Genomic DNA, 13917 nt, shown 5'->3' on the forward strand with positions numbered 1-13917 from the left:
GGCAATATGCACCGGAGTGGGATGCGGCATTATTCTCTTTTTTTGACAAAATTCGATCTTTTGCAGCCAAACCCTGCCGTTACTCGATGTTAATTGCCGGGTTATAAGGGACTGCAGATGCTTATTTCTTCTGCACAGCAGCAACGGGCTCCGGTGGCTGGTAATTGTCAATATGATTGGCAACACCCAGCAGGATCACAGAGACGGTGAGAACAATCCAACCTGCTAATTCAATAAGACGATTCATTACTGATGACATTTGCTTTGATTTATCCATAAACACAGGCTGCAAATGTTACTAATCTCTCAATAATACAGCAAGATAATTGGGAACGATTTCTCCCTCTTTTTCGCTGCAAGTTAAGCATAAGTGGCATATGTTTGACTTAAGTTAATAAACAACCTTTGTAGCGCAATGGTTATTAAACTATTGAGACGTTGCAGGGTATGGTGTGAAATAGGTTAGTCCTGAATTGAGAGGCTATAACATGAGTGACAACATCCGCGTTGGGCTAATTGGCTATGGTTACGCCAGTAAAACCTTCCATGCCCCCCTGATTGTGGGCACACCGGGCCTCGAACTGGCTGCGGTTTCCAGTAGTGATGAAGCAAAAGTGAAGGCAGACTGGCCAACGGTGGCGGTTGTTGCTGAGCCTAAACACCTTTTTAACGATCCGAATATCGACCTGATTGTGATCCCCACGCCTAATGACACTCACTTCCCGTTAGCGAAGGCTGCGCTGGAAGCGGGCAAACATGTGGTTGTTGATAAGCCTTTCACCGTGACACTGTCACAAGCACGCGAACTGGATGCGTTGGCGCGTAGCCTTGGCCGCGTGCTGTCCGTTTTCCATAACCGCCGCTGGGACAGTGATTTTCTGACGTTGAAAGCCCTGCTGGCGGATGGCGTTTTGGGGGAGGTGGCGTATTTCGAATCCCATTTCGATCGATTCCGCCCGCAGGTTCGTGACCGCTGGCGTGAACAGGGGGGGCCGGGAAGCGGCATCTGGTATGATTTAGCTCCGCATCTTCTGGATCAGGCGATTAACCTGTTTGGTTTGCCCGTCAGCATGACGGTAGATCTGGCTCAGCTCCGCCCAGGTGCGCAAGCGACGGATTACTTCCATGCCATCCTGACTTACCCGCAGCGTCGTGTGATTCTGCACGGCACTATGCTCGCTGCCGCTGAGTCGGCCCGTTATATCGTGCACGGATCGCGTGGCAGCTATGTGAAGTATGGTCTTGACCCGCAGGAAGAGCGCCTGAAAAATGGCGAGCGACTGCCTCAGGAAGACTGGGGTTACGACATGCGCGATGGCGTGTTGACGCGAATAGAAGGTGAAGAGCAGGTTGAAGAGACCTGGCTGACTGTACCGGGTAATTACCCGGCGTACTATGCTGGCATTCGTGATGCGCTAAATGGTCATGGTGAAAACCCGGTACCGGCGAGACAAGCTATTCAAATCATGGAGCTGATTGAGCTGGGTCTTGAATCGGCGAAACATCGCTCGACGCTGTGCCTTGCCTGATTAGGCAAATGCCGGATGGCGATGCTTAGCATCTCATCCGGCACTTTAACCGTCACGCTGCGGCGACTTTCTCGCGCAGGGCACGTTTTTCTTCGTTACTCAGAAATGCCATTTCCAGGCCGTTGATTTGCGCCTGACGGATCTGTTCGCGCGTGAGTCCTGCTGCTGGCGCGGCAATGGTGTACTCGTGAATAATATCCACACCCTGTACCGCCGGATCGTCCGTATTCAAGCTGGCTAAAACGCCATGCTCAAGGAATGTTTTCAGCGGGTGGGTTGCCAGAGAGGCGACGGTGCTGGTCTGAATGTTCGATGTCAGGCAGGATTCGATGCCGATACGGTGTTCGGCGAGGTAATCCATCAATGCACGATCTTCAACGGCTTTTACGCCGTGACCAATACGTTCTGCGCCCAGCTCTTTAATGGCCTGCCAGATACTTTCTGGTCCCGCGGCTTCGCCCGCATGCACGGTAATACGCCAGCCGGCGTCGCGCGCCTGATTGAAATGCGACAGGAACAGACTGCCTGGGAAACCCAGTTCGTCACCCGCCAGATCCAGTGCCGTAATATGGTCTCGGTGGGCTAACAGCGCATCCAGTTCCTGCAGGCAGGCGGCTTCGCCGAAGGTACGGCTCATAATGCCAATTAAGCGAGCTTCGACGCCAAAGGTCTTGCAGCCCTCGCGTACGCCGGCAATGACGGCTTCAACCACGCCCGCAACCGGGAGCTGATGCGCCATCGCCATATAGCCGGGTGAAAAACGTAATTCTACATAGTGCAGACCGTTACGTGCTGCATCCTCAATATTCTCAAATGCCACGCGGCGACACGCATCCAGAGAGGCCAGTACCTTCACGCCCCAGTCGAGCTTGGATAAAAAGCTCACTAAATCCGGCTCAGTTGATGTGACTTGCACATGAGGGATCAGCGTTTCCAGCGTTTGTGCCGGAAGCGTTAAATTGAACTGACGACCCAGATCCAGGATCGTTTGGGCACGGATGTTACCATCAAGGTGGCGATGGACGTCGGTCAGGGGGAGGGAAGTATCAATCATGGTCGCACTCGTGTATTTAGGTAAAGTGCGTCGTATTATATGAAAAAATCGGGATAAAAAGCTATGTTGCGCAATGAATAATTTCATTGCGCAAACTTAATTAGCGTACAGAACGGATGGCGTTAATCAGCCCCTGAACGCCTTTTTCAAGCTTGGATCTTGGGCATCCGGCATTGAGACGTACAAAACCGCGACCTTCTTCTCCGTAGGTATATCCCGGCATGATAGCCACTTTCTGCTGGTGGATGAGAACATCCTGTAAGGCATGGTCATCAATATTGAGCGGACGCAGGTCAATCCATGCCAGATAGGTGGATTGCGGAATCTGCCAGTTGAGTTCGGGGAATGCGGCATTAAGCTCACACGCAACGTAATGCAGATTGCTGGCAAGATAATCGCGCAGCGCATCAAGCCAGCTTGCACCCTGTTGATAAGCGGCAATATGTGCGCTAAGCGCCAGCACCGCAGGCGAGGAAAGACCATCGCGGCCTTTTAACGCGCTGAGGTAATCGTTGCGGCTTTGAGCATCTTCAATGAGTCCGTAAGCCCCGGTTAGTGCCGGAATATTAAAACTCTTTGAGCCGGAAGTGAGCAGTGCCCAACTGCCACGCGCGACGTTACTCCACGGGATGTGCGGCCGGTCTGACCATACCATATCCATATGAATCTCATCGGAGATAACTTTTACACCATGGCGCTGACACAGTTCCGCCATGGTTTCCAGCTCGTCGCGCGTCCACACTTTGCCCGTTGGGTTTTGTGGGCTGCAAAGCAGAAGAATTTTGCTTTCAGGTCGAGACAGGGCTTTCTCCAGCGCAACCATGTCGCAAAACCAGCCGTCGGCGCGTTTTTCCAGTCCGACTGCGCGTACCTGTCGCTGATTACCTTCAATCGCTTTGTAAAACGCATCGTACGCCGGAGTATGGATAACCACCGCATCGCCCACGGATGACCACTGGCGGATCAACTCCGACACCATATAGATGACCGAGGGGCCATATACCAGCGACTGAGGATCTATTTGAGTGTTATGCCGCGAAAGAAACCAGTGGCTTATCGCCGCCAGAAACTCATCGTTTTTCCAGCGGCTGTAACCCAACACGCCATGTGACAGGCGCTGAGTCAGCGCCTCCAGAATGCAAGGTGCGGTGGCAAAATCCATATCGGAGATGGTGAATGGCAGCAGGTCGGCTGAACCAAAACGGTCGGCAACGTAATCCCACTGAGTACACCAGGTACCGTGCCTGTCCACAACCTTTGAAAAATCAAACATATTGTTATCCTTAAGCCTGTACGGTGTTCATCAGAACCGCGATCTCGTCTTTCACTGACTGGACCTGCGGACCGATAACGACCTGAAGGTTATGCTGATTGAGTTGTACTACGCCAATGGCACGATTGTCCTTCAGAGCCTGTACGTTAACAAGCGACATATCTTTCACTGACAAGCGCAGACGGGTGATGCAGTTATCCAGGCTGACAATGTTTTCCGCGCCGCCCAGCGCCGCCAGAATAGCAGGGACGTTGTAACCTGATTTACCAGGCGCTCCGGCCATTACTTTTTCGATATTGCTGGCAATTTCGACTTCACGGCCCGGCGTCTTCAAATTGAAGCGCGTGATGGCGAAGCGGAAGATCACGTAGTACACCGCAAACCAGATAGCCGCGACAACAGGGACCAGGTACCACTTGGTGGACAATCCGTGCAGGATGCCGAACACCACGAAGTCAATCAGGTTACCGTCAGTGTTACCGATAGTGACGCCAAGCACCGCCATCACGGTGAAGCCAAGACCGGTTAGCAGGGCGTGGATTACATACAGAACCGGAGCGACGAACAGGAATAAGAACTCGAGTGGTTCAGTTGTACCGCCGATGACACAGGCAATCAGACCAGAAATTAATAACCCTTTAATTTTATGACGATTTTCAGGGCGTGCGCAGTGGTACATGGCTAATGCCGCACCCGGTAAACCGCCGAGGAACGCCGGCATTTTACCCTGGGACAGGAAGCGTGTTGCGCTTTCAGAGAAACCTTGCGTTGTCGGGCAGCTCAGTTGAGCCTGGAAAATAGTCAGTGCGCCGCTCACGCTATGGCCGCAGACTTCCTGTGTGCCGCCAGCTTCGGTGAAGCGAATGAGTGCCACCAGAATATGGTGCAGGCCAAAAGGCAGCAACAGACGTTCACCGGTACCAAACAGCATAGGACCAAATTCCCCCGCGCTATTGATGATGTGACCGAGTCCGGTAATGCCCATGGCGAAAACTGGCCAAATCAAGGGAATGACCAACCCGACCAATCCCATCACCACCGAGGAGATGATAGGCACAAAGCGCGTACCACCGAAAAACGCCAGCGCATCCGGCAGACGAATGTTGTGGAAGCGTTCATGCAGCATCCAGACAATGATCCCGGCAATAACGGCACCGAGGATCCCGGTGTCGATCGACTGGATCCCCAGAATGTTTTGCACGTTGTTGGCTTTCAGGATCGCCGCATCTGTGGTGGGTAAGATACCTTTGGCGGTTAACCAGAAATTGACGGCGAGGTTCATGACCGCATAACCGACAAAACCGGCAAACGCCGCAACGCCTTTGTTCTCGCGCGCCAGGCCCAGAGGAATGGCAATACAGAACATGACTGGCAGGAAGCTAAACGCAAATGAGCCAACTTTACTCATCCAGGTAAAGATGGCCTGCAGCACCGGATTCCCCAACGCCGGGATCAGCGTTAAGACATCATGGCTGCTCAACGAGCTGCCGATCCCCAACATGATCCCGCAAAATGAAAGCAGCGCTACAGGCAGCATAAAGGTTTTGCCCAACTGCTGGAAAAATTCCCATAACGTTATTTTTGGTGTGGTTCTCGCCGTCATCAAACGACTCCTTGTAAAGGCTAGCTGACTAATGATGGCGAGAAGATAAAACGTTTTACCTAATTTTAGTGCGGTATAAATCACATTATCGAACGATAATAGGGGGTATAAATATAAGTGATTGATAAAACGTTTTATCTGTCACGTTATCAGGGAGTTTTCTGTTTTTATGGCTATAGCCAAAAAAATAACCATCCATGATGTTGCGCTGGCTGCGGGGGTTTCGGTCAGCACCGTCTCATTGGTGCTCAGTGGAAAAGGGCGAATTTCATCAGCGACTGGGGAGCGGGTGAATGCTGCTATTGAGCAACTGGGGTTTGTGCGTAACCGCCAGGCATCAGCGCTGCGCGGCGGGCAGAGCGGAGTAGTTGGTTTGATTGTACGCGATCTTTCAACGCCGTTTTACGCCGAGCTGACGGCGGGTCTGACGGAAGCGTTAGAAGCGCAGGGGCGCATGGTCTTCTTATTGCACGGCGGTAAAGATGGGGAGCAGTTGGCGCAGCGTTTCGCGATGTTACTCAACCAGGGGGTGGATGGCGTGGTCATTGCCGGGGCCGCCGGTAGCAGTGATGCACTGCAACAGTTGGCCGCTGATAAAGGGATCCCGGTGGTCTTTGCATCACGCGCCAGCTACATGGATGACGCAGACACCGTCAGGCCCGATAACATGCAGGCTGCACAGTTACTGGTTGAACATCTTATCCGCCACGGACACCAGCGTATTGCCTGGCTGGGCGGGCAGAGTTCTTCATTGACTCGCGCAGAGCGCGTCGGCGGTTATTGTGCAACCTTACTAAAATATGGTTTACCGTTTCATAGCGACTGGGTGTTGGAGTGCTCATCCAGCCAGAAGCAGGCCGCAGAAGAGGTAACGGCGCTGTTACGCCGCAATCCCACGATCAGCGCGGTGGTGTGCTACAACGAAATAATCGCCATAGGCGCCTGGTTTGGCCTGATGAGAGCAGGACGTCAGAGTGGTGAAATTGGTGTCGATCGCTATTTCGAACAGCAAATATCGTTGGCCGGATTCGCTGATGTGGCGGAAAACGCGTTGGACGATATCCCGATTACCTGGGCCTGTTCGCCCGCGCGTGAAATGGGATACACCCTTGCTGAACGTATGCTACAACGCATTGCCCACGATGAAGGTCATTCACGCAATCTGACGCTTTCCGCTCGTCTGGTGGCGGCGAAATAAAAAAGCCCGATAAACTCTGTTATCGGGCCTGTCACCGACGAGTGATTATTGTTGCGGGATGGCAGGGGCGTCCGGCTGTGTAAGAGAAGGCATACCGAACATACCAACAAACTCATCCAGCGGCATTTTTTGTCCGTTCAGCGTCACCTGGCCGTTTGCGTATTGCAGGCTGGTGCCGATAACGTTGTCCTGCAAAGTCGTAATGCGGAACATCTGCCCCATCGCCGCCAGGCCATTAACCTGTTGCTTCGCCAGACCAGCCGCTTCTTCCTGCTGATATCCTTCCAGTTTGGCAATTTGCGTCATGAACTCAGTCGCCATATCGACAGGGATGGTCAGTTTCGCATCCAGCGATTTGACGGAACGATCCACTTCCTGGGCCAGCGTTTGCGGCTCCACCGTGTTTGCGGTCGGATCTTTTAGCAGCAGTGACAGATTAAATGTGGTTTCACCTTTTGCATTCTTCCAGCTCAGTGGAGCAATGGTGACAACCGGTTCGCCTTTCATCAGAATCGGTAGCGCATTAAAGAAGGCTTCGGTGACTTTCTGCTGATAAAGCTCAGGATTTTGGACCACATCAATCTGCGCCATCAGCGCTTTGGTTTGGGCGCTGTACTGCTGGCTGAACTGGTGCAGTGCCTCACCGTCAATCTGGCCAACTTTCAACGTCAGCTTACCGCTCCCCATATCCTGGCCCTGCAATTTAAGGCTGTTCAGGGTGTAATCCAACTGGCTGTTGACGGTTTTGCCATCGTTAATCAGATCGGATTTGCCATCGATACCCATGCCTTCCAGCACCGCCAGCTCTTTGCCCTCGACTGAAATCGACAGTTTTTCGAGGGACAATTTCTGATCGCCGATACGCTCACCAAAGCTTGCGATACTGCTGGAACCTTCAGTTTTCAGGTTATTGAAAGTAACTTGTACTTTCTGATCATACTCATTGACGGCATTGACCAGGCCACTTTGCGCCTCGCCAGTCAGCGACACCGCATTACCATCCTTATCTGCCGTAAACTGGAACTCCCCGCCACTAAAGGCCACTTTTTCGTCGCCTTTCTCGTAGTTCAGCGGTTTGAGGGAGAGATCGGAACGGGTATCCCCACTGTAGCCAATACGGGAATTAATGATGAATGGCGTCTCACCTTTGGCAATATCAAACAGCGGTTTCGTCACGTCGTTATTGACCAGCGTCGTTTTCACGGAGGCCATTGCCGGAACAAGATTCAGTGATTTCAGCTGAGCCAGCGGGAAAGGACCGTGATCAACGGTTTCATTCAGGACGATGCTTTGTCCCGGTTTCAGCCAGGAATCTGCCTGCCCGGCGACAGGTTTCACCACCAACTGCAGTTGGCTATTGAACACGCCGCGCTGGTAGTTTTGATAACTCAGTTCAATGCCCGCCTCCGGGGAGTAGCGTTTTAACTGATCGTTTGCCTGCGTCACCATCTCGGCGAGATGCGTTTCGAGTTTCTTTCCTGTGTACCAGGCGCCGCCCGTCCAGACGATACCCAGTGCAACCACCACACCCGCAGCTACCAGCGATTTTTTCATTTTGATATCCATAAAATAAAACCAGGCGTTTGAAGACGCCTGGAGGAGTGACATGTCTTTAACTCACTACAGCTTAGCAAGAGTTGTTAAAAATATCAGTATCTTGCTACAGCTTGTTATAAACCCGAGCTAAACGGCCCGTGCCGCTGACGTTTACCGGCGATTCATTCGCGCTAATAAAGGCCGACTCACCCGGCTGCAGCACCAGACGCTGCTCGCCCTTGCTCAGCACGGCTTCACCCTCAATGCAGAACAAAATGGCCGCACTTTGCTGGCTGATATCTGCGCCATTGGCGGTCAGTTCATGCAAGGAGAACGCGAAATCGTCGACCGGAATGGGGAAGTCCAGTTCGCTGTCAGTCTTAACTGGCGTGGTCAGCAGCTGATTGGCTGGCTTGGCGACAAACTTAACGTTGGCGACCAGCTCCGGGATATCAATGTATTTTGGCGTCAGTCCGGCGCGCAGCACGTTGTCCGAGTTAGCCATTACCTCCAGCGCCACACCTTGCAGGTAGGCGTGTGGGGTTTCGGCAAATAAGAACATCGCTTCGCCAGGATTGAGTTTCACCACATTGAGCAGCAGCGGGGAGAAGAGCCCGCTGTCATTCGGATAGAAATCGGCGATCAGGCGAATGGTTTGCCACGGTTCACTCTGCTGGCTGTTCAGCGCCGATTTCAGGATCGCCAGCGCATGGGATTTCTCCTCATCCTGCATATTCAGCAAGCTGGCGAAAAGATAGCTCAGACGTTCCGCGCTCGGTTCCTGCAGGAAATGCGCAATAGCCGGATGCGCGGCGGACACCGGTTGTAACAATGCGACAATGTCAGAGAACTCGCGGAATGCGTTCATCGCCAGGAACGGTGTCAAAGCAAAAACCAGTTCCGGTTTGTGGTTAGGATCTTTGTAATTGCGCTCGGCGGCATCCATCGGGATCCCCGCCGCGTTTTCTTTGGCAAATCCGATTTCAGAGTTGTGCTTGTTAGGATGAACCTGAATCGAAAGAGGTTGCGCGGCGCACAGCACTTTAAACAGGAAAGGCAGTTCACCAAAGCGTTTCGCAACAGCATCGCCTAACAGTGCGGATTTATCGTGTTCGATGACATCACGCAGAGCGACCGTCTGGCCGTCAGCGTTCAGAACCTGCGAACTGCTTTTCGGATGCGCGCCCATCCACAGCTCAGCCATCGGTTGCTGAGTGGGGTTGGCAATCCCATAAAGTTCCGTTAACGCAGTTTTACTTCCCCAGGCGTAGTTCTGCACTGAGTTGATGAGTTTTTGCATTCTCAAGCCCTGTTTCAATGTGGAATTTTCTTCGGCTATTAAACCAAGAAACCCTGAGCGAAGTAACCTGCACATGTAAAAAGTCGTACTTGTCTCAGTTTTTGTTAAAAAATTGTGTAGGATATGGTGACTCGCTTTTAATACCCTGAGTAATTCCGGTTGCAGAAAGCCTTTCCTTCTACAACCCGACCTGCGGCAGGGAAGCAGGGCAATGGAACATCTGCCCAGAGAATAACCAGACCGAGCAGTAAGTGAGAGCACAATGTCAAACAAACCCTTTCATTATCAGCATCCTTTCCCCCTCAAAAAGGATGATACCGAATACTATCTGCTGACCAGCGACCATGTCTCCGTTGCCGAATTTGAAGGGCAGGAGATCGTTAAAGTCGCGCCGCAAGCCTTAACGCTGCTGGCTCGTCAGGCCTTCCATGATGCATCGTTTATGCTGCGTCCTGCGCATCAGCAGCAGGTGGCCGACATTCTGCGTGACCCGGAGGCCAGCGAAAACGACAAATATGTGGCCCTGCAATTCCTGCGGAATTCTGATATTGCGGCAAAAGGTATTTTGCCGACCTGTCAGGACACCGGCACCGCGATTATCGTGGGTAAAAAAGGTCAGCGCGTCTGGACCGGCGGCGGTGATGAAGCTGCGCTGGCGCGCGGTGTGTATAACACCTACATCGAAGACAACCTGCGCTATTCACAAAACGCCGCGCTGGATATGTATAAAGAGGTGAACACCGGTACCAACCTGCCGGCACAGATAGATTTGTATACCGTCGATGGCGATGAATACAAATTCCTGTGTATTGCCAAAGGCGGTGGTTCGGCGAACAAAACCTATCTGTACCAGGAGACCAAAGCGCTGCTCACGCCGGGCAAATTAAAAAATTACCTGGTTGAGAAGATGCGAACGCTGGGAACAGCGGCCTGTCCGCCGTATCACATTGCGTTCGTGATCGGTGGAACGTCAGCGGAAGCCACGCTGAAAACGGTGAAACTGGCGTCGGCTAAATATTACGATGAGCTGCCGACCGAAGGTAACGAACATGGTCAGGCATTCCGCGATGTGGAGCTGGAAAAAGAGCTGCTGATTGAGGCACAGAATCTGGGGCTGGGCGCGCAGTTCGGCGGGAAGTACTTCGCTCATGATATCCGCGTGATCCGCCTGCCGCGTCACGGTGCGTCGTGTCCAGTTGGTATGGGCGTTTCTTGCTCAGCCGATCGAAATATCAAAGCTAAGATCAACCGAGAAGGTATCTGGATCGAAAAACTGGAGCATAATCCTGGCAAATATATACCAGAAGAGTTGCGCCAGGCGGGAGAAGGCGAAGCGGTACGCGTTGACCTCAATCGTCCGATGAAAGAGATTCTGGCTCAGCTGTCGCAGTACCCGGTTTCTACACGTCTGTCGCTTAACGGTACCATTATTGTTGGCCGTGATATTGCGCATGCGAAACTGAAAGAACGGCTGGATAACGGCGAAAGTTTGCCGCAGTATGTTAAAGATCATCCGATCTATTACGCTGGCCCGGCAAAAACGCCGGAAGGCTATGCCTCTGGTTCGCTTGGACCAACCACGGCAGGGCGTATGGATTCGTATGTTGACCAGCTTCAGTCCGCAGGTGGCAGCATGATCATGCTGGCAAAAGGCAACCGCAGCCAGCAGGTGACCGATGCCTGTCATAAGCATGGCGGCTTCTACTTAGGCAGCATCGGCGGCCCGGCAGCGGTGCTGGCCCAGGGCAGTATCAAGAGTCTGGAGTGTGTGGAATACCCTGAACTGGGGATGGAAGCCATCTGGAAAATTGAAGTGGAAGATTTCCCGGCGTTTATCCTGGTGGATGACAAAGGCAACGATTTCTTCAAACAGATTCAGACGTCGCAGTGCGCACGCTGCGTTAAGTAACGTCAGCCGCCCTTCGGGGCGGTTTTTTTTACCGCACGAACCACCAAACGACAGATTAATCCTCGTTAATACTCATAAGACCAATGCAAATGGGCAATGTCGAAACATAACCTAATCAATTGTTAATGTAAGGAGCAGGTAATGGTAACGGTACGCCGCGAGAATGATTCAATGGGGGCGATTGATGTTCCAGCCGATAAGCTTTGGGGCGCGCAAACCCAACGTTCGCTGGAGCATTTTCGTATCTCTACGGAGAAAATGCCGGTCTCGCTGATCCATGCGCTGGCGCTGACGAAACGCGCCGCAGCAAAGGTTAACCAGGATCTCGGGCTGCTGGCGGAGGATAAAGCCAGGGCTATTATGCAGGCCGCAGATGAGGTGTTGGCGGATAAACACCGCGATGAGTTTCCGCTGGCCATCTGGCAAACCGGGTCAGGTACGCAAAGCAATATGAACATGAACGAGGTGCTGGCAAACCGGGCCAGCGAGTTGCTGGGCGGCGTGCGGGGGATGGAACGGAAAGTTCACCCCAACGATGATGTTAATAAAAGCCAAAGCTCGAATGATGTGTTCCCGACCGCAATGCACGTTGCCGCGCTGCTGGCGCTGCGTAACTCACTGATCCCGCAGTTAAATGTCTTAACCAAAACGCTCAGTGATAAATCACACGCTTTCGCGGATATCGTCAAAATTGGTCGTACACATCTGCAAGATGCAACCCCGCTTACGCTTGGCCAGGAGATTTCCGGCTGGGTGGCAATGCTTGAACATAACCTCAGACACATTGAAAACAGCTTACCCCACGTGGCGGAACTGGCGCTGGGGGGAACCGCGGTAGGGACCGGACTGAACACACATCCGGAATATGCCCGTCGGGTCGCGGATGAATTGCGGGACATTACCTGTGCGCCGTTCGTTACCGCACCGAATAAATTTGAAGCGCTAGCCACCTGCGATGCTCTGGTTCACGCCCACGGCGCGCTAAAAGGGCTGGCGGCATCGCTGATGAAAATCGCCAACGATGTGCGCTGGCTGGCATCCGGTCCACGTTGCGGGATTGGTGAAATTTCGATTCCAGAAAATGAACCGGGCAGCTCCATTATGCCGGGTAAGGTCAATCCTACCCAGTGTGAAGCGCTGACCATGCTTTGCTGTCAGGTAATGGGCAACGATGTCGCCATCAACATGGGCGGAGCGTCAGGTAATTTTGAGCTCAACGTTTACCGACCGATGGTCATCCACAATTTCCTGCAGTCGGTGCGTCTGCTGGCTGACGGTATGGAAAGCTTTAACGAGCACTGCGCGACAGGAATCGAGCCTAATCGTGAACGAATCGATCAACTGCTCAACGAGTCGCTAATGCTGGTGACCGCGCTCAATACCCATATCGGTTATGATAAAGCCGCTGAAATTGCCAAAAAGGCGCACAAAGAGGGGCTGACGTTAAAAGCCTCCGCCCTGGCGCTGGGGTATCTAACTGAAGCGGAGTTTGACAGCTGGGTACGCCCGGAACTGATGGTTGGCAGTATGCGGCCAGGCAGTTAATCCGCAACGTACAGGTGTAGCCGGGGAATAATCAATCTCAACGGCTGCGCCTGAGGTTTAAAACGATGCTGAACATTGTCGGCATCATAATTCAGTAACTCGCCGATATCTGGTACGGTCATGCCGTTTTCATTGTTGAGCAACGCGATCAAGGGCGTCGGGCAGGCATATTGCACCTGCTTTTGTTCTCCTTTGTACCAGACGCGGGCGATGGGCTGCACTTTTACCGGCCGTTTAATCTTCAGGCGCGCCTGCTGGCCCAGGGCGGCGACATCCTGATATTCCCGTTCAAGCTTCGCCTGCCAATCTTCCCGCGTCCAGGGATGTACGCTGCGCGGCGACGTCAGGCTTTTTTCCAGTTGTTGCAGTACTTCATCGCGTTTCAGATTTTTAATAATGTGTTTGTTGGCCCAGCCAAATCGCAGGGTGGCAGGCTCTCTGACAAGGGTGAGCGTACGATAGGCATTCAGCGTAATCAGTCCCGGCAGGTGGCGATGCACCCATTCGAAACGCGATGCCGGTGCCAGCCCTGATTCCACCGTGACAATGCGCTCGAAGGTGGTTTTTAGCTGGTTAATACGCTGTATTTGCTCTTCCAGAGCGCGCTGAGCTGCGTTATCTACCTGATAACACAGTACGCCTGGCAGGCGGACGGCCGCTTTGCTGCTACGATTCTCGGACTGTTGCTGGATAAACAGATGACGATAGTGGCGTAGCGCCAGCGTTTCAGCCTCTTTACCTAAATGCTGCTTAACATCAATGTTCTGCAGTGGGGCATGCTCTGCCTCTTTGGCCACTTCCGGTAACGAGAAGACGCGCGCAATCAGCAGCGTTTGCTGCAAAAGATTGTCGTTCAGAAGCGCCAGCTCTTGCTCCATCTGGCGGAAGGTGCCGTTCAGGCGGTCGACGAGATCGTAACGGGCCATAGATTTACCATTTTAGTTACAACATACTTTTTTATAGCACAACC

General features: G+C 52.8%; 11 protein-coding genes. 4 read left to right on the plus strand and 7 right to left on the minus strand.

From position 1 onward, the window contains the following. Window positions 1–121: 121 nt before the first annotated feature. Complete coding sequence (gene blr / locus WC7_RS0124525; protein WP_019076739.1) at window positions 122–247, minus strand: division septum protein Blr; 126 nt, start codon at window positions 245–247, stop codon at window positions 122–124. 241 nt (window positions 248–488) lie between these two features. Between blr and WC7_RS14425 the strand changes: the two genes are divergently transcribed. Continuing rightward, window positions 489–1529 (plus strand): oxidoreductase, encoded by a 1041-nt coding sequence (locus WC7_RS14425; RefSeq protein ID WP_016153010.1) that lies wholly within the window; start codon window positions 489–491, stop codon window positions 1527–1529. A 52-nt stretch (window positions 1530–1581) separates the two neighbouring features. On the opposite strand, the gene add is transcribed toward WC7_RS14425, so the two are convergent. From add to malX, 3 genes are all read right to left on the minus strand, one after another. After that, window positions 1582–2583, minus strand: coding sequence for an adenosine deaminase (add, locus tag WC7_RS14420; RefSeq protein ID WP_016153011.1), 1002 nt, complete (start codon window positions 2581–2583; stop codon window positions 1582–1584). 100 nt (window positions 2584–2683) lie between these two features. Beyond that, the gene (locus tag WC7_RS14415) at window positions 2684–3856 is read right to left on the minus strand and encodes a MalY/PatB family protein (protein ID WP_016153012.1); all 1173 of its coding nucleotides are present in this window, start codon (window positions 3854–3856) and stop codon (window positions 2684–2686) included. Window positions 3857–3866: 10 nt separating this feature from the next. Beyond that, window positions 3867–5459, minus strand: coding sequence for a maltose/glucose-specific PTS transporter subunit IIBC (gene malX, locus WC7_RS14410; RefSeq protein WP_016153013.1), 1593 nt, complete (start codon window positions 5457–5459; stop codon window positions 3867–3869). A gap of 169 nt (window positions 5460–5628) precedes the next feature. On the opposite strand from malX, the gene WC7_RS14405 reads away from it, so the two are divergent. Further along, window positions 5629–6657, plus strand: coding sequence for a Mal regulon transcriptional regulator MalI (locus tag WC7_RS14405; protein WP_016153014.1), 1029 nt, complete (start codon window positions 5629–5631; stop codon window positions 6655–6657). 45 nt (window positions 6658–6702) lie between these two features. On the opposite strand, the gene WC7_RS14400 is transcribed toward WC7_RS14405, so the two are convergent. Both WC7_RS14400 and manA read right to left on the minus strand, forming a co-directional pair. Next, window positions 6703–8211: a YdgA family protein gene (locus WC7_RS14400; RefSeq protein ID WP_029139531.1), complete on the minus strand. Its 1509-nt coding sequence runs from the start codon at window positions 8209–8211 to the stop codon at window positions 6703–6705. A gap of 106 nt (window positions 8212–8317) precedes the next feature. Further along, the gene (manA, locus tag WC7_RS14395; RefSeq protein WP_016153016.1) at window positions 8318–9493 is read right to left on the minus strand and encodes a mannose-6-phosphate isomerase; all 1176 of its coding nucleotides are present in this window, start codon (window positions 9491–9493) and stop codon (window positions 8318–8320) included. 262 nt (window positions 9494–9755) lie between these two features. On the opposite strand from manA, the gene fumB reads away from it, so the two are divergent. Together fumB and fumC are read left to right on the plus strand one after the other, a co-directional pair. Further along, a complete protein-coding gene (fumB, locus tag WC7_RS14390; protein WP_016153017.1) occupies window positions 9756–11402 on the plus strand; it encodes a class I fumarate hydratase in 1647 nt (548 codons plus the stop codon). Between the two features lie 141 nt (window positions 11403–11543). Further along, window positions 11544–12947, plus strand: coding sequence for a class II fumarate hydratase (gene fumC / locus WC7_RS14385; protein WP_016153018.1), 1404 nt, complete (start codon window positions 11544–11546; stop codon window positions 12945–12947). On the opposite strand, the gene tus is transcribed toward fumC, so the two are convergent. Further along, window positions 12944–13873, minus strand: coding sequence for a DNA replication terminus site-binding protein (tus, locus tag WC7_RS14380; protein ID WP_016153019.1), 930 nt, complete (start codon window positions 13871–13873; stop codon window positions 12944–12946). The two genes, fumC and tus, sit on opposite strands and share 4 nt — an antisense overlap. Window positions 13874–13917: the final 44 nt, after the last annotated feature.

Origin of the sequence: Citrobacter sp. KTE151 (assembly GCF_000398845.1) — a bacterium.
Classification (GTDB): domain Bacteria; phylum Pseudomonadota; class Gammaproteobacteria; order Enterobacterales; family Enterobacteriaceae; genus Citrobacter; species Citrobacter braakii.

What these genes read in the sequence shown, in the direction of transcription:
- fumB (WP_016153017.1), top strand. Translation starts at nt 9,756, where the DNA reads ATGTCAAACAAACCCTTTCATTATCAGCATCCTTTCCCCCTCAAAAAG.
- WC7_RS14400 (WP_029139531.1), bottom strand. Translation starts at nt 8,211, where the DNA reads ATGAAAAAATCGCTGGTAGCTGCGGGTGTGGTGGTTGCACTGGGTATC.
- malX (WP_016153013.1), bottom strand. Translation starts at nt 5,459, where the DNA reads ATGACGGCGAGAACCACACCAAAAATAACGTTATGGGAATTTTTCCAG.
- blr (WP_019076739.1), bottom strand. Translation starts at nt 247, where the DNA reads ATGAATCGTCTTATTGAATTAGCAGGTTGGATTGTTCTCACCGTCTCT.
- WC7_RS14425 (WP_016153010.1), top strand. Translation starts at nt 489, where the DNA reads ATGAGTGACAACATCCGCGTTGGGCTAATTGGCTATGGTTACGCCAGT.
- WC7_RS14405 (WP_016153014.1), top strand. Translation starts at nt 5,629, where the DNA reads ATGGCTATAGCCAAAAAAATAACCATCCATGATGTTGCGCTGGCTGCG.
- WC7_RS14415 (WP_016153012.1), bottom strand. Translation starts at nt 3,856, where the DNA reads ATGTTTGATTTTTCAAAGGTTGTGGACAGGCACGGTACCTGGTGTACT.
- tus (WP_016153019.1), bottom strand. Translation starts at nt 13,873, where the DNA reads ATGGCCCGTTACGATCTCGTCGACCGCCTGAACGGCACCTTCCGCCAG.
- manA (WP_016153016.1), bottom strand. Translation starts at nt 9,493, where the DNA reads ATGCAAAAACTCATCAACTCAGTGCAGAACTACGCCTGGGGAAGTAAA.
- add (WP_016153011.1), bottom strand. Translation starts at nt 2,583, where the DNA reads ATGATTGATACTTCCCTCCCCCTGACCGACGTCCATCGCCACCTTGAT.
- fumC (WP_016153018.1), top strand. Translation starts at nt 11,544, where the DNA reads ATGGTAACGGTACGCCGCGAGAATGATTCAATGGGGGCGATTGATGTT.